Genomic DNA, 25,199 nt, shown 5'->3' on the forward strand with positions numbered 1-25,199 from the left:
TTTTGACTGCAGCTAATACTGTACCAAACTTTGTAGTACAATTCTGAAGTTTAAAGATTGTAATGGCTTAAACAGTCTACAATGATTTTTACTTATTATATCACCATGTGTTTTGCCAAACAAGTATATATTAAAAATTCAGTGAAAATTGTTTATATACTATTACTATCTTGTATTTTTTAGTATATTCTGAAATTATACTAAATTTAACAGGCATACAATACCATTAATATTGTATGCCTGTTTTTTAAAAATAGTAATATTTACTTTGAAAGTTACTTTGAAAGTTCTTCCCTCAAAAGTTTATTTGCCAGTTGCGGATTTGCTTTGCCTTTAGTAGCTTTCATCATTTGCCCTACAAGGAAGCCTAATGCTTTTTCTTTGCCATTTTTATAATCTTCAACAGACTTAGGATTGTCTTTTATGACTTTTACAGCAATTTCTCTCAACTCATCCTCGTTGCTTAACTGTTTTAGGCCTTTCTCCTCTACGATATCATCTGGATTCTTACCTGTCATAAACATTTCCTCAAATACAGTCTTAGCAATCGATCCGGTTATTGTACCATTATCTATAAGGTTTAGAAGAGAAGCCATCTGGTGTGGCTTAATCGGCACTTCATCAATTTCTTTTCCAGTATCCTTTAAAAGCCTCATCATTTCCCCCATTATCCAATTGCTTATCGTCTTTGCTGATGAGTACTCCAAAGCGCACTTTTCAAAGAAATCAGCCAATGGCTTTGATGATGTTATTATGGATGCATCATACTCTGGAATTCCATATTGAGAAACAAACCTTTCCTTCTTATGCTCAGGCATTTCTGGAAGCGATTTTCTTATCTCTTCTTTCCATTCATCAGATACTATTATAGGTACGAGATCAGGTTCTGGGAAATACCTATAGTCATGTGCTTCTTCTTTTGAACGCATAGACTCTGTAACGCCTTTCTGCTCATTCCAACGGCGAGTTTCCTGCACAATTTTCTCTCCATTCTCAATTAGCTTTATCTGCCTTTTAATTTCGTATTCTAATGCCCTTTGAACAGCTTTAAATGAATTAAGGTTTTTAAGCTCGATTTTCGTTCCAAATTCATTGCTGCCTACAGGTCGCACCGATACATTTGTATCGACTCTGAGAGAACCTTCCTGCATTTTGCAGTCTGATACTTCTGAATACTCAAGAACGCTTTTAAGCTTCGTCAAATAAAGATAAGCTTCTTCTGGCGTCCTCATATCAGGCTCAGACACTATCTCTATAAGTGGGACACCAGTTCTGTTGTAATCTACTAAAGAGCCATCAATGTTTTCATGCATTAATTTACCTGCGTCTTCTTCAATATGTATCCTTGTTAACCCGATTTTCTTTTTAACACCGTCCGATGTTTCAATCTCCACATATCCGTTTTTGCACAAAGGAAGGTCATACTGTGAAATCTGATACGCTTTCGGCAAATCTGGATAAAAATAATTTTTTCTATCCATTTTACTAAATTTGGATATTTCGCAGTTTAAGGCAAGTCCTGCCTTTACGGCATACTCTACTACTTTTTTATTTAAAACAGGCAAAGTACCTGGTAGTCCTAGGCACACAGGACAAACATGTGTATTAGGTTCACCGCCAAATTCCGTAGTACAACTGCAAAAAATCTTCGTCTTTGTAAGAAGCTCAGCATGTACTTCGAGACCTATAACAGCTTCGTAATTCATTATTTAGCACCACCTTTGAAACTTGGTTTTGCGTTAAAATTGCAAGCTTTTTCAAATGCGTACGCTGCATTCAATACTATTCCTTCGTCAAAATGTCTTCCAACAATCTGAAGACCAACTGGCAAATCATTTGATAGACCACACGGAAGGGATAAACCAGGAAGCCCCGCAATATTTACCGGAACTGTATATACATCTGCAAGATACATTGCCAATGGATCTTCAACCCTCTCCCCTATCTTAAATGCAGTTGTAGGAGATGTTGGTCCAACAATGACATCTACATCTTCAAATGCTTTTTCATAATCTTTTTTTATGAGAGTTCTTACTTTTAATGCTTTATTGTAGTAAGCATCATAGTATCCAGAACTTAAAGCATAGGTGCCCAGCATGATTCTTCTCTTTACTTCCTTGCCAAATCCTTCACTTCTGGATACCATATACATATCTATAAGATCTTCATAATTTGTCGCCACATGCCCATACCTTATGCCATCATACCTAGCCAAATTTGAACTTGCTTCAGCAGATGAAACTATGTAATACGCAGCAAGTGCATAATCAAGATAAGGAAGGCTTATCTCTTTTATTTCGGCACCTAAACTTTCAAATATCTTTAAAGACGACTCGATAGATTCTCTGACACCGTCATCCAGTCCTTCTCCAAAAAATTCTTTAGCATATCCTATCCTAATGCCTTTAATATCTTCTTTTAAAAATTCTTTATAGTCTTTCTTTCTCATCTTATCAACAGATGTAGAATCCTTTGGATCGTGCCCAGCAATGGCATTTAGCACTATTGCGCAGTCTGTAACATCCTTTGTAAGCGGTCCTATTTGATCTAGAGAAGACGCAAATGCAACAAGACCATACCTTGATACAAGGCCATATGTAGGCTTCATTCCAACAACACCACAAAGAGATGCAGGTTGCCTGATAGATCCACCTGTATCAGACCCAAGTGAAAACGCACATTCATCTGCAGCAACAGATGCAGCAGAACCACCTGATGAACCTCCAGGTACTCTAGACAAATCCCAAGGATTCTTCGTAGTCTTAAAAGCAGAATTTTCAGTAGATGAGCCCATTGCAAATTCATCTAGATTGGCTTTTCCTACCATGACAGCACCAAGATTGCTAAGATTCTCGACTACTGTTGCATTATAAGGTGGTACAAAATCCTCCAGCATTTTCGATGCACAAGTAGTTCTTATGTTTTCTGTGCACATATTGTCTTTTATAATCACAGGTATTCCTGTTAGATCGTTTATGTTACCATCCTGGATCATCTTATCTGCTTCTTCTGCTTTTTTTAATGCATATTCTTCCGTAATAGAAATAAGCGCATCAACTTGTGGCTCAACTTCCTTGATCCTTTCTAAATACGCTTTAGTTACATCTACAGCACTTACTTCCTTATTTTTAAGAAGTTCATGCAGCTCATGTATTTTTAATTCATGTAATTCCATTCAACCCACCTCACTCAATTATCTTTGGTACTTTAAAGCATCCATCTTCTTTTTCTTTCGCATTCATCAAGATTTTTTCCCTGTCCATCGAAGGCATAACTTCATCTTCACGAAAAACATTACTGATTGGCACAATATGGGCCGTAGGTTCAACATCGTCTGTATTTAATTCATTTAGCTTGTCTACATATTTTATGATGTTATCAAGCTGATGTGAATACATCTCCAATTCTTCATCAGTAAACTTAAGCCTAGCCAGCTTTGCGACGTGGATAACCTCGTCTTTTGTTATTGACATACATACACACCCTTTCAAATCTTTAATTCGCTTCACATATTTAATTCAAAAAAGCACCATTTAGTTAATTTTATCACTGTTTCAGCATGTTTTCAAACTCTTTTTCATCTATAACTTTCACTCCTAGCTGCTGTGCTTTAGAAAGCTTTGAGCCGGGATCTGTACCAGCCACCACATAATTCGTTTTTTTACTGACAGAGCCAGTTACTTTTCCACCTCTTTCTTCTATCAGTTTTTTTGCTTCATCTCTTGTATAACTTGAAAGCGTACCTGTTAAAACGAATGTCAACCCATCAAAAATATTGCTGGTATTTTCATTTTTCTTTTTGACCATATTTACGCCAGCTTTTTTTAATTTATCTAGTATCTCTCTATTTTGTTTCTCTTTAAAAAATGCTATTATGCTGTCTGCCATCTTAGGACCTACTTCTTCAATATCCGTAAGTTCATCAAAAGTAGCTTCTTCCAATGAATCCATTGTTTTAAAATGATTAGCCAGTATTGATGCGGCTTTACTGCCAATCAGATCTATTCCAAGTCCAAAAATTACTCTGTCTAAATCCCTACCCTTGCTTTCTTCTATTGCATTAAGAAGATTCTTTACTGATTTATCACCCATCCTATCAAGTTTTATTAAATCATCGTATTTTAGATAATACAAGTCAGCTATATTGTGTATAAGGTGATTGTCCAAAAGCTGTCCTATAACCGCAGGCCCCAATCCATCTATGTCCATAGCGTCTTTAGATGCAAAATGTATGATACCTCTCTTAAGCTTTGCAGGACAATTTAACCCCGTACATCTAGTAACTGCTTCACCAGGAAGCCTTACAGTCGTTGCACCACATTCAGGACAAGTATCAGGCATATTAAAATACTTCTCATGGCCTTTTCTATCTTCTACGACAACACTTACAACTTCAGGTATTACTTCACCTGCTTTTTGAATGATAACTGTATCACCAATCCTTATATCCTTCTCCTTTATATAATCCTCATTATGAAGTGTAGCCCTTGATACAATCGAACCTGCTATCTTTACAGGCTCTAATATGGCAGTAGGAGTCAGTGCCCCTGTTCTACCGACTTGAACTATTATGTCTTTGACTTTTGTCTTTTGCCTTTCAGCTGGGTATTTAAATGCTATTGCCCACCTGGGGTCTTTTACGGTTGAACCTAAAATCTCCCTTTTTTCAAGATCATTTACTTTTACCACAGCACCATCTGTATCATAAGGCAAGCTATCTCTTATAGTCCTTATGTAATTTATGTCTTCTATCACTTCATCAATATTTTTGCATTTTTTAAGATGTGGACTTACTTTAAATCCCTGCTCTTTCAAAAATTCCAATGCTTCCACATGTGTTTTTAATTCTACCCCTTCTATCCTCTGTAAATTAAATACAAATATATCTAAATCTCTTTTAGCAGTTATCTTAGGGTTTAATTGCCTTAAAGAGCCAGCAGCAGCATTCCTGGGATTTGCAAAAAGGCTTTCGCCATTTAGCTCCCTTTCTTCATTTAACTTTTCAAAGGAAGCTCTGGGCATAAAAACTTCCCCTCTTACAATGAGGTTTAAATTATCTTTGAGACGAAGTGGTATAGATTTAATTGTCTTCAAGTTATTTGTAACATTTTCCCCAACATAACCATCGCCTCTTGTAGAACCTATTGTAAATATTCCATTTTCATATATCAATTCAACTGACAGCCCATCAATTTTAAGTTCTACAACATATTCCACATCACCAACAGATGACCTTACTCTTCTGTCAAAATCTCTAAGCTCTCCTTCAGTAAACGCATTTGCTAAACTCTGCATTACAACCACATGTGTAAATGGTTCAAACTCTTTTATAGGCTCTCCACCTATTCTTTGAGTTGGGGAATCAGGCGTCTTAAATTCTGGATGCTCTTCCTCCAGTTTGATAAGTTCTCTCATCATCATATCGTACTCGTAGTCAGGTATCTCTGGTCTGTCTAGAACATAGTACATGTAATTATGGTGATTAAGTTTATCTCTTAATTCATTTATCCTTTCTTCTATTGTCATAAAATTCACCGCCTTACGAAATAGCTCTAATTGGTGCGTATTTTAAAGACAATCTCTTTATGCCTACGTTTGGAAATGCAACAGTTAACTCTCGATCCTCTCCAACGCCTTCTACATTTACTACTGTGCCAATTCCCCACAGCTTATGCTCTACCTTATCACCTGGGTTATAGTTAGCTTTATCATTGGCTTTTCTAGCAAATGTATTTATATATGATGAAACTGACTCATAATCGTTTCTTTTAATCGCACCTTTGTCATACTCTACAATTAAGTCCTGAGGTATTTCATTTATAAACCTTGAGGCTGTATTGTATTGAGGTTTTCCGTATAAATTTCTAGTTCTGGCATATGTCATGAAAAGCCTTTCTTTCGCCCTAGTTATGCCAACATAGCACAGCCTTCTCTCTTCTTCTAATTCATGTTCATCAATAAAGGACATAGAGCTGGGAAAAATCCCTTCTTCCATGCCAGCCATAAATACTACAGGAAATTCAAGCCCTTTTGCAGAATGAAGCGTCATCAAAACAACGCTTTCTCCAATATCTCCTGCTGTATCAATATCTGAAACTAATGTTATCCCAGACAAAAACGATTCTAAAGATTTGTCCTCAGACGTCTCTATAAATTCTCTTGCTGCCCTTATAAACTCATTTATGTTTTCTATGCGGCTTTCAGATTCCTTAGTATCATCTGCTTTTAATTCATCCATATAACCGGTTTTTTCTAATATATAATCGATAACTTCGATAATGTTCATAAAATCAAGTTGGTTAATTAAATCATCAATGAAATTTTTAAAGTTATCCAATACTTTTCTTGCCCTGCCTTTAAGCTCTACATTAGGAATAGCAAAATACATGCTTGTATCGTGTTCTCGTGCATATTGTTCTAATGCACTTACTGTAGATTCACCGATGCCTCTTTTAGGTACATTTATAATCCTCTTTAGTGACACGTCATCATATGGATTAACAAGTATTCTCAAATATGCGATGATGTCTTTTATCTCTTTGCGATCATAGAATCTCAAAGCTCCGACTAACTTGTACGGTATATCATTCATCATACAAGCCTCTTCAAATATACGTGACTGAGCATTAGTCCTATATAAAATTGCAAAATCAGAATATTTTCTTCCATTTGCAATTAAGTCTTTTATTCTATCTATGATGAAATTGGCTTCTTCTCTCTCATTTTGAACTTCACAGACGATTATCTTTTCCCCATCTTTATTATCTGTCCAAAGCTGCTTCTTTTTTCTCTTTATGTTGTTGTCAATGACATTGTTGGCAGCATCTAGAATGATCTGTGTTGAACGATAATTTTGCTCAAGTTTTATAACTTTAGCCTCAGGATAGTCTTTTTCAAAATCTAAAATATTTTTTATATCTGCCCCACGCCATCCGTATATACTTTGGTCATCATCTCCTACAACGCAGAGATTTCTGTACCTTTTCGCCAAAAGATTTACAAACTCATACTGAGGTCTGTTTGTATCTTGATATTCATCAACCATTATATACCTAAACTTATCTTGATAATATCTTAATATACCCTCATCTTTTTTAAATAATTCTATAGTCTTTATTATGATGTCATCAAAATCAAGTGCATTATCTTTCTTTAACTTCTTCTGGTATAGTTTATAAACATCGGCTACTTTCTTGTTTCTATAGTCGTTCCCAAATTCCAGCAAATATTCATCAGGAGATATCATCTTGTCTTTTGCCTTTGATATGGCGCTAAGCATGCTTTTAGGCGTATACTGCTTTTCATTTAAATCCAGTTCTTTTATGCAATCAGAGACCAAAGATTTTTGATCCTGCGTATCATATATGACAAAATTTTTATCATACCCTATTTTTTCAATATCTCTTCTCAAAATGCGCACACATGCTGAATGAAATGTTGATACCCATATGTCTCCAACGTATCCAAGCAGCGATTCAACTCTATCTTTCATTTCCTGTGCTGCCTTATTTGTAAAAGTAATAGCTAATATATTTGCAGGCGAAACTCTTTTTTCTTTAATAAGATATGCTATTCTATGTGTCAAAACTCTCGTTTTTCCGCTTCCTGCACCTGCTAATATCAAAAGAGGACCTTCTGTAGTTACTACAGCTTCTTTCTGCCTGTCATTAAGTTTATCAAGAATATTCATCTATTTCACTCCAAATAAATAATTTGTACCTATAACTTACGATTCTATTGTATATATAACTTCTAAATTTATCAACCATTTTATTGCCTTATAATCCTTAATCAAATAAAATCTCGGATTTACCGAGATTTTTCCTTCAACCTATCGAGAATTAAATTATATCCATTTGCTCCATAATTTAATGCTCTGTTTACCCTGCTTATTGTAGCTGTGCTTGCACCTGTTTTTTCCGCTATTTCTATATATGTTTTTCTATCTCTTAACATCTTAGCAACTTGAAGCCTCTGGGCTAATGATTTGACTTCATTTATAGTAGCTATATCCTCAAAAAAACGATAACATTCTTCCATGTCTTTAAGCATTAAAACAGCTTCAAAAAGCTCGTCCACATGTTCGTCTCTGATTTTGGAATTGTACATTGATTATCCCTCTTTCCAAATTTTTAATTATATGTCCATCTACATTGTACAAAATTCACATCAATTATTCAATACTTTAAAGTAAAAAAGATAAAACACATGATCGTCCAAAAAACAGTATTTAAATCACACTCATTGGAATAAATAAAAGGTGAGTTATACTCACCTTTTATTTATTAGTTGTTTATTTTACCTTTTTTTCAAGAGCATCCAACCTCTTATACAAGTCAACAAGCCTTTTTATGAGGTTCTTCTCAGCAAGAGCCGTCATAAGTTGGTCTTGCGCATGTATTACAAGGAAGTTTGGAGCTTCACTTTGTTCGCCTTGTACCAATGCATTTTGGTAATCGTGGCCTGCATAAAATTCCTCATCAGCCTTTTCTAGATGCTTCTCGGCAGATTCAAAATCCCCTTTTTCTGCTGCATCTAATGCTTCATAAGCTTCACCTCTGGCGTTTCCACCATGCAAGACTAAATTGTATATAATTTGCTCTAATTCCATCAAAGGGTTCCTCCTTATGCTTATTTATTTTCTTCAGCTTCTCTTTCATTCTTCAAAAGTTGTGCTTCATACATTTTGAAGAATGGATAATATATAATGCCTGCTACAATCAAGTCTACAAGCTGCAGAATAGGTCCTCTCCAATCGAGGCCACTTGATATAAAACCACCAATGAACACAGGAACTGTAAATGGAAGCTGATACAGTGGTCCTGTTACAAGATGAAAATGGAATGCAATGTAGTTTATAGTAACAACTGCAGCAGGTGCGATTATGAACGGTATCATCAATATAGGATTCAATACTATTGGCGCACCAAATATAAGCGGTTCATTTATATTGAATATAGCAGGAATAAACTCGGCTGTTCCTATTGTCTTAAGCTGTTTTGATGCTGAGAACAAGAACATAATAACCAGTGGCCACGTAGTACCTGAACCACCAAGATGTGTGAACATGTGGAAGAATGGTTCAGTAACAACGCCTGTCATTGTCTGATGTGCATTTAATGCCTTAACATTTGCAGCAAGCTGGCTCATCCAGAAAGGATATGCTATAGACGATACAACGTTCATTCCGTGAATACCCAGTGACCACAAAAGCATCATAAGTATGATTTCTGCTAATGCTGCCCAATAACTATTTGATGCTGCAACAAGTGGCTTAAATGCCTCAATTACCAATTGTGGCAGTGTTACTTTGAAGTTAGCCCAAACAATCCATTCAACTAACCAAGCAGAAACAACCATTACAAACATTGGTACTAACGCCATAAAGCTTCTGACAACATACGGTGGTACTGCTTCAGGCATCTTTATTACAAGACCTTGCTTATTAAAGAACCTTACAACAACTGCTGTCAAAACACCTATAATTATAGCAACAAATAGACCTTGTCCACCAAGATAGTTAAGAACATCCCCAAAGCTTACTTTTGTGACATCGGAAGCTGGAAAAGTAGTTACTAAAAACGCCAACATTGATATAATACCTGTCATAGCCTCATCTAAATCCCAGCGCGTTGCTAAACTATAAGCCGTTCCAAATGCCACCATCAAAGCCATAATACCAAATGATAGATTGAAAGGAATCATTAACTGTCCTGCAATAGGCTTAATAGCATTAGCCCATGCAACAATCGGCCCCCAATTTGCACCTTCTGCAAGAGGTGGATTTGCTATTATCAAAAACAATGAACCTGTCAATATAACTGGTAATGCAAAACTAGAAAAAGCATCCCTTATTGATTGAAGAATGACATTCTGTGCTATTCTTGCCAGCACAGGCATCAATGATGATTCCATCCACTTCATAAACCAGTTATTTGTAAGTCTGTCGTTCATCTATATTACCTCCTATGCTTCTTTACCAGATTTTTTAGCAAGCTCTATAATCTGATTTAATATCTTTTTTGCATCCATAAGCGCAAAAGCCTGCATATCAACAATGTCTACAGGAATGTTATACTTTTCTGCGATTGTCTCTACTTCCTTTTTTAAATGTCTTACCTGCGGCTCTAAAAGAGCAACATCGTATCCTTCAGCTTTTTTCTTAAATTCACCTGTTCCACCTGCATCAACTGTCACATCCAAACCTTGCTTTTTTGCTTCATCAGTTACTTTTTTTGCTAATGCGCTTGATGTAGCCCCCCAGCTACATAATATAACACCATGTATAGCCATATTAATTACCTCCTCGTATAATTATTTTTATAGCTTTTTTTGTTGTTATTTATTCCTTTTTTTAAATTTTTATCATACATTTTAAGCATCCTTATCATATACCCTTGAACAAGTGCAATTCCTCCAATAAAAAATGCACCAAATACGAGAATTTCAAAGCCATGCAAAAACGTGTCATTTACCATTGAATAAACTGCTGTTATAATCCACACCAAAGACAGCAACCCATAAAATATCTTTCGCTGTTTTAATGAAATACTAAACATTTTAATCACCTACAAGATTTCTTTTAATCTCATCATAATACTTTTCCATCAATGCCCTCTGCACCATTTCTCTAGCTTCATGGATATTGCTTGTACTATTCAGCTTTTCAACAAGATCTTTGCTTTCTATAAACGAAACGCTTAAATCACCAAGTATCTCTATCCACATCTTGTCATTATCAGGTGCAACCATTAGAAAAGCTGTCTTAATGATTTCATAATCATTAATCAAATTTTTCATTCTAACTTCACTTTTTACTTTTCCGAAGATGATGATTGGTTTATTTATACTAGGTGCTGTACAGTGGTAGATCACAAATCCTTTGCCGGGAAGAATAATCTTGCCAAGGCTCTCTCTTCCCAAAAGCTTCTCTTTTATTGAATCAATTTTTTCTTTGTCTAAATCACCCGTATTAGCAAAATCATCTAAAAGAGAATCAATAATTTCCTTTGAGTTTTTTCCAAATATATCTTTAAACTTAAGAGAGCTGCACATTTCAATAATTCTTTTGCCATATTGGGCTATGTGCAAAAGCTCTTTATATTTATCGCCTTCTGCCTTTCTACTGGAAAAATCCATTATGAAGTCTGTATTTAATGCATCTTTTAGCTTTTTGACGTCATCGTCTAAAAGCAGTGGATTAACTATTATAGTTTTTTTATCCTTTATATCAAGAGGTATAGTAGATACAATTAAGTCAATATCATCTCTATCTTTAAAATCTTTTACTCTAAGGCTTGAAACAGTATCTACAATGTTTAACTGCGGAAACATCTGAAGCTTTGATAGAAGCATTCTAGACGTTCCTATTCCACTTGCACATACCACTAGAATATTATGCCTTTTCGTTTTGTCATTTTTCCTTGCTATAGCTGCTCCAAAATGCATCGCAATATAACCAATCTCATCATCTGGAACATCAACATCAAGCTTATTATTCAATACATTTGCAATTAATATGCACTTTTCAAACAGTGCACTATACCTATCTTTTATGTCGTTTATAAGGGGATTCCTTATTGCAAGACCCATTCTTAGTCTAAAAATCGTAGGTCTTAAATGAGTCTTCAAACCACTTAAAAGCATTGAATCGTCTCTAAAACTTGTGCCAAATACTCTTTCAGCAACATCTATCATTTCGTATAAAACTTCATTAACAAATTCGTCATTTACATCTTCAGTGTTTGCTCTATATCTGGCACCTTGAAGATGAATTGTTATATAACCGATTTCATCTTCAGGTATAAATACATCAAATTCTTCTTCCAAATATTTTGCAAGCATTTCTGCAAATCTGTACTCATCTGTTTTTTTAAGTTCTCGAAGGCTTTCATTACCTATTTTGATCTTTTCGCCTTCTTTTATTCTCTTTAACGCCAATGCCAGGTGAACTGTAAGCCCCATATAAGAGCTTTCAGCTAACTCATAGTCCAGTGATTTCTCTAATCTTTGTATAGCTTTCTCTATCTTCAAAACTGTGTCATAATCGATAAGTCGCAATAGTCTGTCATTGATGTCCTCGCTTAACCTGTTTATATTATTGTACCCTCTATTTAAAAATTCCATTAAGTCCTTCGTCTCAACATTGTCATAGAGGAAATTTATTATAGCCTTTCTTATATTTCTTTCATCACCTTTTACATATATGCCAACACCTGGCTTAGTCACAATTGTGACATTTTGCCTACTTAGCCATTTATCTATTTCTTTTACATCATAGCTAATTGTAGCAGTTGTGACATTGTACTCTCTTGCAAAATATTGCAGCTTAACAGGCTCTTTCATTTGCAGTAGCTCTGAGAGAATTAATTTTCGCCTTTTCTCAGCATCTACACTAGGACGATAACCTATAACATCAAAATTAAATTTCTCTATATCGCTGTCGCTACCATCTACTGTCAAAACACCTTCATTGTTTTTTAACTTTAAGTTGTAATCTTTGATGTATTCATTTATGGCATTTATCTCTCTATAAATTGTCCTTTTGCTTAATTTATAATTAGCGACGATATCGTCTAAGCTGGACATCTCTTTTGACATAACTTTTTTTAAAATCTCTAGTTGGCGCCCACTTAATTCTTTCATAAGATTTTGTCCTTTCGTCTATGACAAATTATTAATAAGTTAACTTATCTTACATTTATATTATAAGCGATTATTCTTATAATTCAATACAAACTTGTAAGCACTGTGTCAATATTAGAATGACATAAATTTAATATCTCCGTACATGAAAATTTTGCTTGACTTTTCATTTTTAATCCTATATAATCATTTTAACAATTTAAAATGAATTTATTCTCTTATCCAGAGAGGTGGAGGGACTGGCCCGATGAAACCCGGCAACCGGCACGAAAGTGCAATGGTGCCAATTCCTGCGGCTTTAATGCTGAGAGATGAGAGAGGAACTAACCTCTTTCATTGGGAGGTTTTTTTTATGCTTTTTTGACGTTCCAACTTTTCATAAAGAGGGTGAAATATTTTGATATCAATTAAAAATCTGAGTAAAATCTACAACACAAATGGAAAAGATGTAGTTGCACTCAAAGACATCAATTTAACAATAAATGATGGTGAAATATACGGCATAATGGGCTTAAGCGGTGCAGGCAAATCATCGTTGATTAGGTGCATAAACATGCTTGAAAAGCCTACAACCGGAAGCATTTCCATAAATGGTACTGAAATGACAAAATTAAGCCCAAAAGAACTTCGTGAAATGAGAAAAAAGATTGGCATGATATTTCAGCATTTCAATCTTTTAATGAACTCTACAGTGTATGAAAACATAGCTTTTCCTTTAAGAATCTCAAAAGCTAAAGATTCTGTTATAAAAAAGCGTGTAAATGAACTGCTTGAAGTTGTGGATCTTGAAGACAAGAAATACGCATATCCTTCACAACTATCTGGTGGTCAGAAACAAAGAGTAGGCATAGCAAGGGCGCTTGCCAACAACCCTCATATAATTTTATCAGATGAAGCGACATCTGCATTAGACCCGACTACGACAGAATCAATATTAAACTTACTTAGAAACATAAACAAACAATACGGTATAACAATAGTCGTCATAACGCATGAAATGTCAGTCATAAGAAACTTATGTGATAGAATCGCTGTTTTAGAAAATGGCATTATCATCGAAGAAGGAAATGTAATAGACATTTTTTCCAATCCTTCTACGGAAACATCGAAGCGATTTTTAAAAGATATGATAGCAGAGCTTCCTCCTGACATCCTCATAGACGACGAGAATCCAAATGAAGAGATATTGCGTCTGTCATTCTTTGGAAGCAGCAGCAATGAGCCTGTAATATCACATATGATAAAAAAGTTCGACGTTGATGTAAATATAATCTCTGGAAATATAGAAAGAGTCCAGAACTCCCAAATAGGAAATCTCCTTATAAAGATCAATGGAGATCCAACTTCTATAAAAGATGCAATAAAATTTTTAGCAAAAAACAACCTTAGAATAGAGGTGCTTAAAAATGGTATCATCCAGTAACACAATACAATACTTAATAAACTTATGGCAACTTATGGAGCAGCCTTTATGGGAATCACTGTATATGGTATTTTTCTCTACCCTTTTTTCTGTACTAATAGGTCTACCGCTTGGAATAATACTAGTAATAACAGATAAAGGCCATTTATCTGAAAATATCAAACTAAACCACATATTGGGTACCATCATTAACATTATGAGATCAGTACCATTTATAATTCTTATAATAGCGATTTTCCCACTTTCAAGGCTTATAGTAGGTACTACAATTGGACCAACAGCAGCAATAGTAGCTCTGTCAGTTGCGGCTGCCCCTTTTGTAGCAAGAGTAATTGAGTCATCCCTAAAAGAAGTTGATTGGGGTGTCATAGAAGCATCAATATCTGTTGGTGCAACAATACCTCAGATAATATTTAAAGTCATGATACCAGAGTCACTACCATCACTTATATTGGGTGTAACTCTTACAATCATAAATATTTTGGGATATTCTGCTATGGCAGGTGCTATCGGAGGAGGTGGACTTGGAGATCTAGCTATAAGGTATGGATATCAAAGATATGAAACAGATGTACTTATTGCAACAATAATCGTTTTAATCGTCTTTGTAGAAATCGTACAAAGATTAGGAAACTACCTGGCAAAAAAGGTTGATAAAAGATGAAAGGATGGTATAGATGAAAAAAATAATATTATTGATTACATTAATATTGACATTGTCATTCGCCATTGTAGGCTGCACTAAATCAAATAATAATGAGACCAGTTCAAATGCAAGTAACACTTCAGACAAAATGACAAAAATAGTTGTAGGGGCAACCCCAAATCCTCATGCAGAAATACTTAATGTAGTAAAGCCAATTTTAGCAAAAGAAGGAGTAGATCTCGAAATAAAAGAATTTACTGACTATGTAACTCCTAATACAGCATTGGCCGATAAACAAATCGACGCCAATTTCTTCCAGCACGTTCCGTATTTAGAGGATTTCGAGAAGAAAAAAAATGTAAAGTTAGTTCCTTTAGTCAAAGTACACGTAGAACCAATGGGAGCTTATTCAAAAAAGATAAAATCAAAAGATGAAATAAAAGACAGTGCAACCGTGGCAATCCCAAATGATGCTACAAACGAAGGAAGAGCATTGTTGTTGTTACAAAAAGAAGGGTTAATAAAATTGAAGGATTCAAATGGTCTAACACAAACTCCCAGAGATATTATCGATAATCCTAAACATTTAAAAATTGTAGAGCTTGAAGCACCTCAACTGCCAAGGACACTTCAAGACGTAGATTTAGCAATAATAAATACAAACTTTGCATTAGAGGCAAATTTGAATCCATTAAAAGATGCAATTTTCATGGAAGACAAAGATTCACCGTATGCTAATGTATTGGTTGTAAGACCTGACAATCAGAATGACCCTGCTATACAAAAATTAGCAAAAGCTTTAAATTCCGAGGAAGTCAAAAAATTCATAGAAGACAAGTACAAAGGTGCTATAGTACCAGCATTTTAAAGCCTTAGTAAATAAAAGCCCGTGTCTTACGGGTTTATTTTTTTCTTTCATTTGCTCCTTGAAAATATTAATTTGTTTAAATCATTCAAATATGGCAGTCTTATAATATAACTTACTAAAAGATACAAGGCTAAACCAAATGATATGGTAATAAACATCACGATCCATTTATTAGCTATTACCATTAACAAGTTAAAATACATAATTGTATCAGCTATGCTCATTATAAGCGCAGATACAAGTGGTTTAAAAAACCAATTGTTATAGTCAACTGTAATGCCTGTTACCTTAACTAATTCTCTGAAATTTAATATAAATACAAGAATATCCGCAAATATAAAACCGTATATATACCCAAAAAGTCTTAAATTAGGTATCGGAATTAGGACATACATAGCAATTACCGAAATAACGGTCCAGATAACAGAATTTTTAAGGACTATATTTTGCATTCCAAGTCCATTTAATATGCTGGTAACAATAGATTCCAGATATGCAAAAATGCTTCCTGCAGCAATTACTTTTACAAGTGCTCCGACACCAGGACTATTTGGATAAAGCAAAGAAGCTATCTCATCAGGTAACGTAAGAAACAATATAATAGCCGGTATTGCTATCATTGTAGTGTACCCTATTGCTTGATTTATGCGCAGCCTCACTGCATCCCATTTTTTTAAAGATGCAGCTTCAGAGACAGCAGGTAATACAGTAACAGATAAACTCATGGTTATTACTGCAGGCATATATGCAAGTGGATAAGCCATTCCTGAAAGTTTACCAAACTCTGATATTGCTTCTTTGTGGGTCAAACCAGACTTTATCAATCTGGATGGTATGATAAGAGATTCAAAAAGGTCAAGTATATTTACTATCATTCTAGAAATTGTAATAGGAAAGGATGTCTTTATTAGCGTTTTGGCGATGTCTAATTTGTCCCATATCTTACCTTCATCTGGCATTTCTTCTTTTATATAGCTCAATTCACGTCTATAATAGAATATATACATAAGAAAACTTGTTACCTCACCAGCAGCCATACCCAATACAGCAATTACAGCAGCATACTCTAATTTTATGTCAGTTAATATACTGAATAAATACAATGTCAAAGACACTCTTATAATCTGCTCCACTATTTCTGATACAGAAGCTGGAATCATATTTATTAGCCCTTGAAAAAAACCTTTAAATATGGAAGATGAAGACACGATTATTAATACAGGTGCAAAAACTAATATGGATAAATATGCTCTCGGTTCATGGAGCAAGTTATCAGATATGTACTTAGCATTAAAAAATATGATAGATGAAATTACAATTCCCATAAAAATAACGATAAAAAAGGAAACTTCCATTATGCTAAATATATTTTTTCTGTTTCCTTTTGCTCTTTCTTCAGATACAAACCGGGACGTAACTGCGGTAATACCTGATGTTATGAATGTGATAGCTACAAAGTAGATTGGAAGCGCTATTTGATATATTCCTGTACCTTCTGAGCCAAGCAAATTTGAAAGAATAATCCTAAAAACAAACCCAATAGCCCTATCAATAACATTGGCTATTGTCAATATAAAAGCACCGCGAACAAAAGATCTATTGTGCATATAAGACACCTCACAATAGTTTATTCGCGGTTTTATTTATATATTACTGCTTACAGTTTCTCTAAAACAGACTTTGCGTATTCTTTTGCTGTAAACAGCGAATGATCCCTGTAGTTTCCGCACTGTATCTCGTTTGTAGCAGGAACATCTTCTTCTTTTGTTTCCAAGACTCTTTTTAAAACCTTCTTTAATACATCCTTTATTTCATCAACAGGTGTATCTCCAAATTTTACAAGATAGAAGCCAGTCCTGCAGCCCATAGGCGAAATGTCTATTATATCGTCCATGTAATCTCTAAAATACGTCGCAAACAAGTGCTCTAAAGTATGCATACCTCCAGTTGGTATTGAATCAACATTTGGCTGCGTCAATCTTACATCGTATTTTGTTACAACATCTCCATTAGGACCTACTAAAATACCTGCTTTTCTCACATACGGTGCCTTTACAGTTCTATGATCTAATTTAAAGCTTTCAACTTTAATATCCATCGTGTCACCTCTTTGTAAATTGATATATATTATTTTAGCATTTTTCTTCGCAAATTGCCAGTTACATTATTTTATGATTTTAATATAATGAAAATAGGTCTAATTTAGGAGTTGATATAAGATGGAAAAATTAGAAGATTTTTTATCGCAACTTCTTTTGGCACTTATATTATCTTATATTGAAGATAATTCAAAAAAAGGCAAATACAAATATGACTGTTGCCTCGAGGATGAATTCAATAGACTTAAAAATCACTACATTAAAATATATACACAATCAGATGTAATTGAAGGTGCAGTTTCTGAAATCGGCAGCGATTTTGTCAGAATAGACTGCAAAAAAACAAATGTATCATATATTATTCCAAAGAATTGCATCTATGCTATAGAAAAAAACATTAATTAATGAGGTTTCATAGAATAAAAATATCCGGCATAGCCGGAGGTTTTAAATGGGAGGAATTTTTCTAAATTTATCTATCTTAACTTATAGCTATAAGCCAATTCACTAAAATCTTCGTTTTTTATTATTATATCGTCAAAATCTTTGTAACCAAATTCGCTTCTCATAAACTCTGCATATTCCGTGTTGTCTTTTTCCATTACTGCGGGCACGACTATCAAAATCAATAACATCAATGTTATTATTAATAACATTTTCTTCACCCACCCTTCAATACATATTATGCACCATATATCTATTTTTGTCAAGATTTACTTCATATAAAATATTTTTGCAAGATTTCCTGTATTTTTGCAAATTTATTAGTTTGTTAACAAAATTTATGCATAATAATCGGTAACTGCATAAAACATTTTGCATAAATATGTATGAAGGGCGTCTTTTATTTCCAATTTAATTTGATTTGTTACAAATTTTTTTAATTAAACTTATAAAACTTTATAAAGTATCACTGTAATTGAATAAATCCTTTAATATTCTCTTTTGCCTGTTGCCTTTGCTTATTCCCTCTTTCAAAAAATTAAGGACAGTACTTACATGCACTGCTATACCATATGCTATACAGTTTTCATCAACATCAAACATGTTACTGTGAATAGGTTTATCTATTCCCAATTCTTTATTTCCACAGCCCAGTTTATAAAAACATCCAGGAACCTTTTTTAAATAATACGCAAAGTCCTCTACTCCAAGAGTCGGCAATACATTCTTTATATTTTCTTCACCAACTATGCCTAATGCACTTAATCTTAATATATTTATCATTCTGCTGTCGTTAATAAGGCATGGATATCCTTCAATCCTTGTAAATTCAACTTTACCTCCCATTAACTCCGCAGTTTTTTTTGCTATGTTTTCTACTTTTGCAACTATCATGTCTCGATTTTCTTCATTTAACATCCTTATTATGCCTGACATATGAACTTTACCTGCTATTATATTTCTGGCATATCCACCTTCGATACTTCCAATCGTTATGACAAGAGGTTCCAAAGGATTCGATTCCCTACTTACAACCGTCTGAATCATATTGATTATATTGGCAGAAATAACAATGGGATCTATCGATTTATGTGGTTCAGCCCCATGACTGCTTTTACCTATTACATTTATATCAAACATATCGGAAGATGCATAAGCTTTTCCATAAGTATAGCCGATTTGTCCAACTTGAAGATCAGGATCTACATGCAAGCCTATAATCGCATCAACTTTCGGATTTTCAAAGGCACCTGCTTCCAGCATCGGCTTTGCACCACCTGTAGTTTCCTCTGCCGGCTGAAAAATAAACTTGACATTTCCCATAAGTTTATCCTTTCTTTGTGACAGCAACTTGGCTGCTCCAAGAGCAATAGCCGTATGTACGTCATGACCACATGCATGCATTTTTCCAGGCACCAATGAACTATACGGCACATCATTTTCCTCTTGAATTGGGAGAGCATCTATATCAGCCCTTATTGCAATTGTCTTCTCTCCATTGCCTTTTATAGTACCTACAACGCCTGTCTTTGCCATAATCTTTGTTTCAATACCTAATTTTTCTAAATACTTTTTTATGAGTTCAGATGTCTTTGTCTCTTCAAATCCCAATTCTGGTTCTCTGTGAATTTTTCTTCTAAGCTCTATGATTTCGTCCTGAATTAGCCTTGCTTCTTTTAATATCTCATTCATGTTTCTCCCCTCTTTATTTTCTAATATTTCTCTATGTCAACAATGCTTATCTTCTCAATATCTTCATTTAATATAAGTTTAGCAGTGTTTACAAAATTTTCTTTATTGTCGCTGACAAAATACTCGGTTTTACCTGTAACTCTTAAATTAAGCATATTATTTTCCTCTAGATAACTTTTAACTTTTTCAGATAACTTTATAGCCGGGTCAACAATGATTACATCTTTATGAACAGCATTTTTAATAGCGTTTATCAATATTGGATAGTGTGTGCAGCCAAGAACTAATGTATCAATTTCTTCATTATTCAAAACACTTAAATACTCTTTAGCACATTTGAACGCCTCATCGCTATTTGCCCGTCCTTCCTCCACAAGTGGAACAAACCTAGGACAAGCCTTGCCAAAAACATCTATACTACTATCTATCGATTTTATATTTTTTTCATAGCTTCTACTTTCTATCGTCCTTGTAGTGGCAATAACGCCAACTTTTTTATTCCTAGTTAAATAAGCAGCACTTTCTGCTCCAGCTTCTAACACATTAAAAAGAATCTCACTGTATTCATTTTTGTCAATCGATGCACATGTAGTATTACAGGCTATAACAATAATTTTTGTGTTTTTCTCATTCATAAAATGTACTATCTGTCTGGCGTATTTTTCTATCTCCTCTTTAGACTTCTCACCGTATGGCACTCTTTTTGTATCGCCAAAATATATATAATTTTCATTTGGCAATAATTCTTTTAATCTCTTTAATACAGTTAAACCGCCTACGCCTGAATCAAATACGCCAATCGGTCTTATGTCCATCTCACCACATCCTATTTTGTTGATATCTATTATATAATATCACAAAAATTATGGATTGATAACAAAAATAAAAAACCCCTGCATGTTTTTAACATACAGGGATTTAGTGATACAGTCATACGATGCCTATATCATTTCTAAAGTACATCCCGTCAAAATGGATCTTTTTAAGCTCATTATATGCCTTTCTTCTGGCATCATCATAAGTGTCTCCTAATGCCGTCACCTCTAAGACTCTCCCACCTGATGTTTTGTACTTGCCATTGGATTTCGTAGTACCTGCATGATAGACAAATACACCATCTACATCTTCAAATCCTGTTATATCGAAACCAGTCTTATATTCGCCTGGATATCCTTCTGATGACGCTACAACACATACAGCTTTTTTATCTTTCCATTCTATCTTTACGGTATTAAGTTTTTCATCAATTATAGCTTCTATTATATCCACAATATCTGTCTTTAAAAGCGGAAGAACTACTTGCGTCTCAGGATCGCCAAATCTTGCATTAAATTCAAGCACTTTAGGACCATCCTTTGTCAGTATAAGCCCTGCATAAAGCACACCTTTATATAATATCCCTTCTTTTTTTAGTGAATCTATTACAGGCTTTAAGATCGTTTTGACTACAACATCTAACATCTTATCGTCAAAATATGGATTTGGGGCAATATTGCCCATACCTCCTGTATTTGGTCCTTTATCTCCATCGTATATTCTCTTATAATCCATCGCAGATACCATTGGAACAATAGTATTTCCATCAGTAAATGCAAGGACAGAAACTTCTTTTCCAAAAAGCATCTCTTCGATTATGACGGTATCGCCTGAAGACCCAAACCGTTTCTCCTTCATCAATATGTCTAAGGACTCTTTCGCATCTTTAAAATTATCTGCTAGAAATACTCCCTTACCCTGTGCCAATCCATCTGCCTTTATCACAACAGGATACCAAATATCTTTTAAAAAATTTAAAGCCGCATCATACCTATCAAATGCCTTAAAACGTGCTGTTGGAATGTTGTACTTGTGAAGCAGCAGCTTCGTAAAGTATTTACTTCCTTCTATTGCAGCAGCATCCCTTTTAGGTCCAAATATTCTTAAACCGCTATTTTCAAATTCATCTACTATTCCCTTCATCAAAGGGACTTCAGGCCCAACCACCGTCAAATCTATATTGTTATCTAATGCAAATCTTTTAAGCTTATCTACATCCGAAACGTTTATATCTACGCATTCTGCTATATCTGAGATCCCACCATTTCCAGGTACACAGTAAATTTTTTTTACTTTTTTGCTTTCATTAATCTTTTTAACTATGGCATGCTCTCGGCCACCGCCACCAATAACAAGAACATTCATATTCTCTCCTCCAAACAATTGTGGCTATTGTTATTTTAATGTTTAAAGTGCCTTATGCCTGTAAATACCATTGAAATCCCTGCTTTATCTGCAGCATCTATAGATGCTTCATCATTTATAGAACCACCGGGTTGTATAATCGATGTGACTCCAGCTTTTGCTGCAGCTTCTACAACATCAGGAAATGGGAAAAACGCATCTGATGCCAGCACACTTCCTTTTGCCTTCTCACCTGCTTGCTTTATAGACTGCTCTGTTGGCCATATACGGTTAACCTGCCCTGCACCTATTCCTACAGTTGCACCGTCTTTCGCAAGCACAATGGCATTTGACTTAACATGTTTTACAACTTTCCATGCAAATCTTAAATCTTTAAACTCTTTTTCATCAGGCTCATTTTTCGTGACAACTTTCAATTTATCCTCGTATAAATCAACTTCATCTTTTTCCTGTACTAATATGCCACCTTCTACTTTTTTAACGTCGTACTCTTTTACATATCCATCCTTAAGCTTTAGTATTCTAACATTTTTCTTCTTCTCTAATATGTTTAATGCATCTTCATCAAAATTAGGTGCTATTATTATCTCTAAAAATATCTTTGAAAGCTCTTCGGCTGTCCTTTTGTCAAGCGTTCGGTTAAATGCAACAATGCCGCCAAATATTGATACAGGATCACATTCATAAGCTTTTTTAAATGCATCGTATATATTGTCTGCAACTGCAACACCGCATGGATTAGTATGTTTTATGGCTACAGCAGCAGGCACATCAAATTCTTTCAGAAGCTCTATAGCTGCATTTGCATCATTTATATTATTGAAAGAAAGCTCTTTTCCATGCAGTTTGATACACTCTGATATACCAAACGACTTCAATGAATTCTTATAAAATGCAGCTTTTTGATGAGGATTTTCGCCGTATCGCATGTCCCGCGATTTTTCATATGAAAATGTAATAGTATCAGGAAACTCTACGCCATTTTTGTCTAACAGGTAATTGTATATCAATGAATCATACGAGGCAGTATGACCAAAAGCCTTCATAGCAAGGTAAAATCTAGTTTCTTCTTTAGTATTGCCATATTCTTTTATTTCTTCAATAACTTTAATGTAATCACTTGGGTCAACTAAGACAGTGACGTACTTATAGTTTTTTGCTGCGGCCCTAATCATGGACGGTCCACCTATGTCTATGTTTTCTATTGCGTCTTCAAGGGTTACATTATCCTTCAATATAGTCTCTTTAAAAGGATAGAGATTTACAGCAACTATATCGATAGGCTCTATTCCATTTTCCTTTAATTGTTTCATGTGGTTTTCGTCATCTCTAATGGCCAGAAGTCCACCGTGTATTTTAGGATGAAGAGTCTTTACTCTTCCATCTAAAATCTCAGGAAAGTCAGTTATATCAGAGACTTTTACAGCGTTTATGCCATTGTCACTTAATAGCTTATACGTTCCACCAGTCGACAGTATCTCATATCCCAGCTCATCTAACTGCTTTGCAAAGTCGATAATTCCATCCTTTTTAGATACACTTATTAATGCTCTTTTTGACATCATCATACCTCCTATTTTATATATACTTTTCTTCCTTCAACTTTAAGTCTGCCTTCAACAAATAGCTTAACAGCGTAAGGTAACAATTTATGCTCCAATTTTAAAACTTTATTGGATATTGTTTCAGGTGTGTCATCATCCTCCACTTTTACTACTTCCTGCAAGATAATAGGCCCTGTATCTGCACCTGTATCAACAAAATGTACTGTACAACCTGTATACTTAACACCATATTCTATAACAGCCTTGTGAACATTCATGCCGTAATATCCTTTACCGCAAAAAGATGGTATTAAAGATGGATGTATGTTTATTATTTTATTTTGATATTTATTCACAATTTCTTCATTCAGTATTGTTATAAAGCCGGCTAAGATTATTCCATCGGGATTAATCTCACCAACAGCTTTTGTAAGCTCTTTATAGAAACTTCCCTTCAACTTCTTTTTAGGAATGCAAATTGATGGTATGTTATTGTCAGCAGCTCTTTTTAAGGCATACGCACCTTCTTTGTCGCTTATAAGTGCAGCAATTTCTGCATTTATATATCCTCTTTTAATGCCGTCTATTATCGATTGAAAATCTGTACCATTTCCTGACGCCATAACCAAAAGTCTCATATCAATACCTCTTTTTTACCATTTACAATTTCACCTATTATATATGGTTTCTCACCTATACCTTCCAATCGCTTTACAGCATCATCGCATTGTTCTCTTGATACGATTATAATCATGCCTATACCCATGTTAAATGTCCTGTACATTTCATCTTCATCTATATTGCCCATTTCTTTTAATAGTGTGAAGATGTAAGGCACATCCCACGTTCCTTTATTTATCTTTGCAGAAACTCCATCTTTTAATGTCCTCGGTATATTGTCGATAAATCCACCACCTGTTATATGTGCCATTCCTTTAATATTTATGCCCTTTAGACTGTTTAAAGCCTTAACGTATATCTTTGTAGGCTTTAAAATCACTTCGCCTAACGATAATCCATATTCATCTAAATAGTCATCAAAATTCATATTTCCTTCTTCAAATAAGACTTTTCTAGCTAAAGAATATCCATTGGAATGTATTCCAGATGAGGCAAGTCCTATTATAGCATCGCCAGGCTCAATATTGCTGCCATCTATTATTTCGTCTTTCTCAACGACGCCAACAGCAAAACCTGCAAGGTCAAATTCGCCATTATTGTACATCCCGGGAAGCTCTGCTGTCTCACCACCAATCAATGTGCAACTAGCCTCGCGGCAACCTTCTGCTATTCCTTTGATTACTTCCAATCCTACGCTGCTATCTAATTTTCCTGTTGCAAAATAATCAAGGAAAAAAAGCGGTTTTGCTCCACTGACTATTATGTCATTTACGCACATTGCAACTAAGTCTATACCTATAGTATCATACTTTTCCATCATAAAAGCAATCTTAAGCTTCGTTCCTACTCCATCAGTACCAGAAACTAAAACTGGATTTTTATAATCTTTGATTTCATACAGTGCACCAAAACCGCCTATTCCATTTAAAACACCATCAGTCATTGTCGCCTTTGCTATAGGTTTTATCATTTCAACAAATTTATTGCCTTCATCAATATTAACGCCGGCATCTTTGTAATTCATGGTATCCTCCTC

General features: G+C 34.7%; 24 protein-coding genes and 1 riboswitch. Of the genes, 4 read left to right on the forward strand and 20 right to left on the reverse strand.

The genetic code is table 11. The features are described 5' to 3' along the window. Positions 1 to 275: 275 nt before the first annotated feature. From gatB to J2Z80_RS03225, 11 genes are all read right to left on the reverse strand, one after another. Positions 276 to 1,706, reverse strand: a complete 1,431-nt coding sequence (gene gatB, locus J2Z80_RS03175; protein ID WP_209453091.1) for an Asp-tRNA(Asn)/Glu-tRNA(Gln) amidotransferase subunit GatB — start codon at positions 1,704 to 1,706, stop codon at positions 276 to 278. Then, positions 1,706 to 3,175: an Asp-tRNA(Asn)/Glu-tRNA(Gln) amidotransferase subunit GatA gene (gatA, locus tag J2Z80_RS03180; protein WP_209453092.1), complete on the reverse strand. Its 1,470-nt coding sequence runs from the start codon at positions 3,173 to 3,175 to the stop codon at positions 1,706 to 1,708. Before gatA ends, gatB begins: the two co-directional genes overlap by 1 nt. 10 nt (positions 3,176 to 3,185) lie before the next feature. After that, positions 3,186 to 3,473 (reverse strand): Asp-tRNA(Asn)/Glu-tRNA(Gln) amidotransferase subunit GatC, encoded by a 288-nt coding sequence (gene gatC / locus J2Z80_RS03185; RefSeq protein WP_209453093.1) that lies wholly within the window; start codon positions 3,471 to 3,473, stop codon positions 3,186 to 3,188. A gap of 73 nt (positions 3,474 to 3,546) precedes the next feature. Continuing rightward, positions 3,547 to 5,526, reverse strand: a complete 1,980-nt coding sequence (ligA, locus tag J2Z80_RS03190) for an NAD-dependent DNA ligase LigA (protein WP_209453094.1) — start codon at positions 5,524 to 5,526, stop codon at positions 3,547 to 3,549. A gap of 13 nt (positions 5,527 to 5,539) precedes the next feature. Beyond that, complete coding sequence (pcrA, locus tag J2Z80_RS03195; RefSeq protein ID WP_209453095.1) at positions 5,540 to 7,690, reverse strand: DNA helicase PcrA; 2,151 nt, start codon at positions 7,688 to 7,690, stop codon at positions 5,540 to 5,542. Between the two features lie 119 nt (positions 7,691 to 7,809). Continuing rightward, complete coding sequence (locus J2Z80_RS03200) at positions 7,810 to 8,109, reverse strand: YerC/YecD family TrpR-related protein (RefSeq protein ID WP_013298536.1); 300 nt, start codon at positions 8,107 to 8,109, stop codon at positions 7,810 to 7,812. A gap of 184 nt (positions 8,110 to 8,293) precedes the next feature. Then, positions 8,294 to 8,611: a PTS sugar transporter subunit IIA gene (locus J2Z80_RS03205; protein ID WP_013298537.1), complete on the reverse strand. Its 318-nt coding sequence runs from the start codon at positions 8,609 to 8,611 to the stop codon at positions 8,294 to 8,296. Between the two features lie 20 nt (positions 8,612 to 8,631). Then, the gene (locus tag J2Z80_RS03210; protein WP_209453096.1) at positions 8,632 to 9,954 is read right to left on the reverse strand and encodes a PTS sugar transporter subunit IIC; all 1,323 of its coding nucleotides are present in this window, start codon (positions 9,952 to 9,954) and stop codon (positions 8,632 to 8,634) included. Positions 9,955 to 9,966: 12 nt separating this feature from the next. Further along, positions 9,967 to 10,293, reverse strand: a complete 327-nt coding sequence (locus tag J2Z80_RS03215) for a PTS sugar transporter subunit IIB (protein ID WP_013298539.1) — start codon at positions 10,291 to 10,293, stop codon at positions 9,967 to 9,969. A gap of 5 nt (positions 10,294 to 10,298) precedes the next feature. Next, positions 10,299 to 10,559, reverse strand: coding sequence for a hypothetical protein (locus J2Z80_RS03220; RefSeq protein WP_209453097.1), 261 nt, complete (start codon positions 10,557 to 10,559; stop codon positions 10,299 to 10,301). Between the two features lies 1 nt (position 10,560). Next, a complete protein-coding gene (locus J2Z80_RS03225; RefSeq protein ID WP_209453098.1) occupies positions 10,561 to 12,645 on the reverse strand; it encodes a BglG family transcription antiterminator in 2,085 nt (694 codons plus the stop codon). Between the two features lie 215 nt (positions 12,646 to 12,860). Then, positions 12,861 to 12,963: riboswitch (SAM riboswitch) on the forward strand. 79 nt (positions 12,964 to 13,042) lie between these two features. On the opposite strand from J2Z80_RS03225, the gene J2Z80_RS03230 reads away from it, so the two are divergent. The 3 genes from J2Z80_RS03230 to J2Z80_RS03240 are packed head-to-tail and all read left to right on the forward strand — an operon-like array spanning position 13,043 to position 15,582. Then, positions 13,043 to 14,068: a methionine ABC transporter ATP-binding protein gene (locus J2Z80_RS03230; protein WP_209453099.1), complete on the forward strand. Its 1,026-nt coding sequence runs from the start codon at positions 13,043 to 13,045 to the stop codon at positions 14,066 to 14,068. Then, positions 14,052 to 14,732 carry a methionine ABC transporter permease gene (locus J2Z80_RS03235; RefSeq protein ID WP_209453100.1) on the forward strand — a complete coding sequence of 227 codons (681 nt, stop codon included), beginning with the start codon at positions 14,052 to 14,054 and terminating at the stop codon, positions 14,730 to 14,732. Before J2Z80_RS03230 ends, J2Z80_RS03235 begins: the two co-directional genes overlap by 17 nt. Before the next feature lie 13 nt (positions 14,733 to 14,745). Next, positions 14,746 to 15,582, forward strand: coding sequence for a MetQ/NlpA family ABC transporter substrate-binding protein (locus tag J2Z80_RS03240; RefSeq protein ID WP_209453101.1), 837 nt, complete (start codon positions 14,746 to 14,748; stop codon positions 15,580 to 15,582). A 47-nt stretch (positions 15,583 to 15,629) separates the two neighbouring features. Here the strand turns inward: J2Z80_RS03240 and spoVB are convergent, their stop codons facing one another. Both spoVB and J2Z80_RS03250 read right to left on the reverse strand, forming a co-directional pair. Further along, a complete protein-coding gene (gene spoVB, locus J2Z80_RS03245; protein ID WP_209453102.1) occupies positions 15,630 to 17,189 on the reverse strand; it encodes a stage V sporulation protein B in 1,560 nt (519 codons plus the stop codon). A 50-nt stretch (positions 17,190 to 17,239) separates the two neighbouring features. Next, entirely contained in the window at positions 17,240 to 17,680 is a 441-nt protein-coding gene (locus J2Z80_RS03250; protein ID WP_015312237.1) for an S-ribosylhomocysteine lyase, read from the reverse strand. Between the two features lie 121 nt (positions 17,681 to 17,801). Here J2Z80_RS03250 and J2Z80_RS03255 point away from each other — a divergent pair, with 121 nt between their 5' ends. Continuing rightward, positions 17,802 to 18,086, forward strand: coding sequence for a hypothetical protein (locus J2Z80_RS03255; RefSeq protein WP_209453103.1), 285 nt, complete (start codon positions 17,802 to 17,804; stop codon positions 18,084 to 18,086). A gap of 71 nt (positions 18,087 to 18,157) precedes the next feature. Here the strand turns inward: J2Z80_RS03255 and J2Z80_RS03260 are convergent, their stop codons facing one another. The 7 genes from J2Z80_RS03260 to purM form a co-directional block, all read right to left on the reverse strand. Further along, entirely contained in the window at positions 18,158 to 18,337 is a 180-nt protein-coding gene (locus tag J2Z80_RS03260; RefSeq protein WP_192401519.1) for a hypothetical protein, read from the reverse strand. Between the two features lie 244 nt (positions 18,338 to 18,581). Continuing rightward, positions 18,582 to 19,817: a M20 metallopeptidase family protein gene (locus tag J2Z80_RS03265; protein ID WP_209453104.1), complete on the reverse strand. Its 1,236-nt coding sequence runs from the start codon at positions 19,815 to 19,817 to the stop codon at positions 18,582 to 18,584. A gap of 20 nt (positions 19,818 to 19,837) precedes the next feature. Continuing rightward, positions 19,838 to 20,632 (reverse strand): glutamate racemase, encoded by a 795-nt coding sequence (murI, locus tag J2Z80_RS03270; protein ID WP_209453105.1) that lies wholly within the window; start codon positions 20,630 to 20,632, stop codon positions 19,838 to 19,840. Between the two features lie 115 nt (positions 20,633 to 20,747). Next, complete coding sequence (purD, locus tag J2Z80_RS03275; protein ID WP_209453106.1) at positions 20,748 to 21,998, reverse strand: phosphoribosylamine--glycine ligase; 1,251 nt, start codon at positions 21,996 to 21,998, stop codon at positions 20,748 to 20,750. Between the two features lie 35 nt (positions 21,999 to 22,033). Then, positions 22,034 to 23,560, reverse strand: coding sequence for a bifunctional phosphoribosylaminoimidazolecarboxamide formyltransferase/IMP cyclohydrolase (gene purH / locus J2Z80_RS03280; RefSeq protein ID WP_209453107.1), 1,527 nt, complete (start codon positions 23,558 to 23,560; stop codon positions 22,034 to 22,036). Between the two features lie 11 nt (positions 23,561 to 23,571). Continuing rightward, a complete protein-coding gene (gene purN / locus J2Z80_RS03285; RefSeq protein WP_209453108.1) occupies positions 23,572 to 24,180 on the reverse strand; it encodes a phosphoribosylglycinamide formyltransferase in 609 nt (202 codons plus the stop codon). Further along, positions 24,177 to 25,187, reverse strand: coding sequence for a phosphoribosylformylglycinamidine cyclo-ligase (purM, locus tag J2Z80_RS03290; protein ID WP_209453109.1), 1,011 nt, complete (start codon positions 25,185 to 25,187; stop codon positions 24,177 to 24,179). Before purM ends, purN begins: the two co-directional genes overlap by 4 nt. Positions 25,188 to 25,199: the final 12 nt, after the last annotated feature.

The sequence above is a fragment of the Thermoanaerobacterium butyriciformans genome (assembly GCF_017874545.1).
In the GTDB taxonomy this organism is placed as follows: Bacteria; Bacillota; Thermoanaerobacteria; order Thermoanaerobacterales; family Thermoanaerobacteraceae; genus Thermoanaerobacterium; species Thermoanaerobacterium butyriciformans.

What these genes read in the sequence shown, in the direction of transcription:
- J2Z80_RS03260 (WP_192401519.1), bottom strand. Translation starts at nt 18,337, where the DNA reads ATGTTATTAATAATAACATTGATGTTATTGATTTTGATAGTCGTGCCC.
- spoVB (WP_209453102.1), bottom strand. Translation starts at nt 17,189, where the DNA reads ATGCACAATAGATCTTTTGTTCGCGGTGCTTTTATATTGACAATAGCC.
- purM (WP_209453109.1), bottom strand. Translation starts at nt 25,187, where the DNA reads ATGAATTACAAAGATGCCGGCGTTAATATTGATGAAGGCAATAAATTT.
- J2Z80_RS03250 (WP_015312237.1), bottom strand. Translation starts at nt 17,680, where the DNA reads ATGGATATTAAAGTTGAAAGCTTTAAATTAGATCATAGAACTGTAAAG.
- J2Z80_RS03215 (WP_013298539.1), bottom strand. Translation starts at nt 10,293, where the DNA reads ATGGCTATACATGGTGTTATATTATGTAGCTGGGGGGCTACATCAAGC.
- murI (WP_209453105.1), bottom strand. Translation starts at nt 20,632, where the DNA reads ATGGACATAAGACCGATTGGCGTATTTGATTCAGGCGTAGGCGGTTTA.
- purN (WP_209453108.1), bottom strand. Translation starts at nt 24,180, where the DNA reads ATGAGACTTTTGGTTATGGCGTCAGGAAATGGTACAGATTTTCAATCG.
- J2Z80_RS03200 (WP_013298536.1), bottom strand. Translation starts at nt 8,109, where the DNA reads ATGTACAATTCCAAAATCAGAGACGAACATGTGGACGAGCTTTTTGAA.
- gatB (WP_209453091.1), bottom strand. Translation starts at nt 1,706, where the DNA reads ATGAATTACGAAGCTGTTATAGGTCTCGAAGTACATGCTGAGCTTCTT.
- J2Z80_RS03220 (WP_209453097.1), bottom strand. Translation starts at nt 10,559, where the DNA reads ATGTTTAGTATTTCATTAAAACAGCGAAAGATATTTTATGGGTTGCTG.
- gatC (WP_209453093.1), bottom strand. Translation starts at nt 3,473, where the DNA reads ATGTCAATAACAAAAGACGAGGTTATCCACGTCGCAAAGCTGGCTAGG.
- pcrA (WP_209453095.1), bottom strand. Translation starts at nt 7,690, where the DNA reads ATGAATATTCTTGATAAACTTAATGACAGGCAGAAAGAAGCTGTAGTA.
- J2Z80_RS03210 (WP_209453096.1), bottom strand. Translation starts at nt 9,954, where the DNA reads ATGAACGACAGACTTACAAATAACTGGTTTATGAAGTGGATGGAATCA.
- purD (WP_209453106.1), bottom strand. Translation starts at nt 21,998, where the DNA reads ATGAATGTTCTTGTTATTGGTGGCGGTGGCCGAGAGCATGCCATAGTT.
- gatA (WP_209453092.1), bottom strand. Translation starts at nt 3,175, where the DNA reads ATGGAATTACATGAATTAAAAATACATGAGCTGCATGAACTTCTTAAA.
- purH (WP_209453107.1), bottom strand. Translation starts at nt 23,560, where the DNA reads ATGTCAAAAAGAGCATTAATAAGTGTATCTAAAAAGGATGGAATTATC.
- J2Z80_RS03240 (WP_209453101.1), top strand. Translation starts at nt 14,746, where the DNA reads ATGAAAAAAATAATATTATTGATTACATTAATATTGACATTGTCATTC.
- J2Z80_RS03225 (WP_209453098.1), bottom strand. Translation starts at nt 12,645, where the DNA reads ATGAAAGAATTAAGTGGGCGCCAACTAGAGATTTTAAAAAAAGTTATG.
- J2Z80_RS03265 (WP_209453104.1), bottom strand. Translation starts at nt 19,817, where the DNA reads ATGAATGAGATATTAAAAGAAGCAAGGCTAATTCAGGACGAAATCATA.
- J2Z80_RS03205 (WP_013298537.1), bottom strand. Translation starts at nt 8,611, where the DNA reads ATGGAATTAGAGCAAATTATATACAATTTAGTCTTGCATGGTGGAAAC.
- J2Z80_RS03255 (WP_209453103.1), top strand. Translation starts at nt 17,802, where the DNA reads ATGGAAAAATTAGAAGATTTTTTATCGCAACTTCTTTTGGCACTTATA.
- J2Z80_RS03235 (WP_209453100.1), top strand. Translation starts at nt 14,052, where the DNA reads ATGGTATCATCCAGTAACACAATACAATACTTAATAAACTTATGGCAA.
- ligA (WP_209453094.1), bottom strand. Translation starts at nt 5,526, where the DNA reads ATGACAATAGAAGAAAGGATAAATGAATTAAGAGATAAACTTAATCAC.